This is a genomic window from Nocardia sichangensis (genome assembly GCF_047200615.1).
In the GTDB taxonomy this organism is placed as follows: Bacteria; Actinomycetota; Actinomycetes; order Mycobacteriales; family Mycobacteriaceae; genus Nocardia; species Nocardia sichangensis.
On the sequence record NZ_JBJZOK010000095.1, the window covers coordinates 1 to 1734 of the forward strand.

Genomic DNA, 1734 nt, shown 5'->3' on the forward strand with positions numbered 1-1734 from the left:
GGTTCTGGTTCACATTTCGTGATTGACCCAGACCGGGATATGTTGGGCCGCTTGATGGTTGGCGAAGTGGCTGATGCTCTGATCTTGGTGTGTTGACGATCTTGTTTCCACACCTGGACGGTCTGGTGATCGGCGCCGTTCGTGCTGTCGGTTCCACGGTCCGGATCGACGCGGCCACTCCGGACGAGCAGGTGGAGTGCCCCTGCTGCGCGACGCTGTCGCACCGCGTCCACAGCCGGTACCGACGGCGATTGTCCGACACCGCGATCTCCGGACGGGAAGTCGTGATCGCCCTGCAGATCCGCCGGTTGTTCTGCGACAACTCGGATTGCGGGAGAAGAACTTTCGCTGAGCAGGTCCCTTGGCTTGCCGCCCGTTACGCACGGCGGACACTTCTGCTGGAGAAAGTCCTGCGCCCGGTCGCGCTGGCGTTGGGCGGACGGGCCGGTGCCCGGTTGACCGGGCACCTCGCGGCCCAGGTCGGTCGCACGACCTTGCTGCGCAGGATCCGCGCACTGCCGGACCCGAAACGAACGACGCCGCGCGTTCTCGGTGTCGACGACTTCGCCCTGCGCCGTGGGCACCGCTACGGAACGATCCTGATCGACATGAACACCCGCCGCCCGGTCGACGTCCTGACCGACCGCACCGCTGACACCTTGACCACCTGGCTGCGGGCGCATCCGGGCGTCGAGATCGTCTGCCGTGATCGCGCCGGCGCCTATGCCGAAGGCGCATCGAAAGGCGCACCCGAGGCGATCCAGATCGCAGATCGCTGGCACCTCTGGCGCAACCTCGGCGAAGCCGTCGAGCGCAGCGTCGCCCGGCATCGGGTCTTCCTCAGCGCAGCGGTCGAGCGTCCTGGTGAGCCGTTGCTGCCCGACATCGGCGAGGTCGCCGCAGGCATGAGACACGGGCCGGTCGACCCCACGCAACGCCGCGACCGCGTTGCGGTCCGCACCCGGGAACGTTACGCCCGGGTTCACGCACTGCTGGCCGAAGGCGAAACCATCCGGGCTATCGGGATCCGCCTGGGCTTGGCGCGCAACACCGCCCGCCGGTTCGCCCGCGCCCAGTCGCCGGAGGAACTGTTGGTCAACAACGGCACCGGCTACCGCGTCGGCCTGCTCGACGAATTCAAGCCCTACCTGCACGGGCGATGGAACGAGGGCTGCACGAACGCTACCAGGCTGTTCGAGGAAATCCGCGCCCGCGGCTTCCGAGGCCGGGCGAGCATGGTCCGCGCCTACCTCCAGCAGTTCCGGGCGACCGCCCACATCCCGGCGCCGCCACCGAAGCCGCCAGCCGCGCGTCGCGTCGCGGCATGGATCATGACCGATCCCGCGGCGTTGGATCCCGACGACCAGCAGCGCCTCGACGCGATCCTTGCCGCCAGTCCGGAATTGGATTCCCTTGCGGGCCATGTCCGCGCGTTCGCGACCATGATGACCGAACTGAAGGGCAAGCAACTCGAACAATGGATGAGCTGCGTCGATGCCGACAACCAGCCGGCACTGCATTCGTTCGTTCGGGGCCTGCGACGCGATCAGGACGCGGTCGCCGCAGGTCTGACCATGCGCTGGAGCAGCGGCACGGTCGAAGGGCATGTCAACCGGATCAAGATGCTGAAACGGCAGATGTTCGGCAGGGCAAAGCCTGACCTGTTGAGGAAGCGCATCCTGTTGAGCGACTGATCAACAGAACGATCGACTTCACGAAATTTGGGCCAGAACC

Annotated in this window: 1 protein-coding gene; it reads left to right on the top strand. The window is 66.5% G+C overall.

What is annotated here, in order from left to right; genetic code table 11:
• The first annotated feature begins 92 nt into the window (after positions 1–92).
• The gene (locus ACL03I_RS39260) at positions 93–1694 is read left to right on the top strand and encodes an ISL3 family transposase (protein WP_412808634.1); all 1602 of its coding nucleotides are present in this window, start codon (positions 93–95) and stop codon (positions 1692–1694) included.
• Positions 1695–1734: the final 40 nt, after the last annotated feature.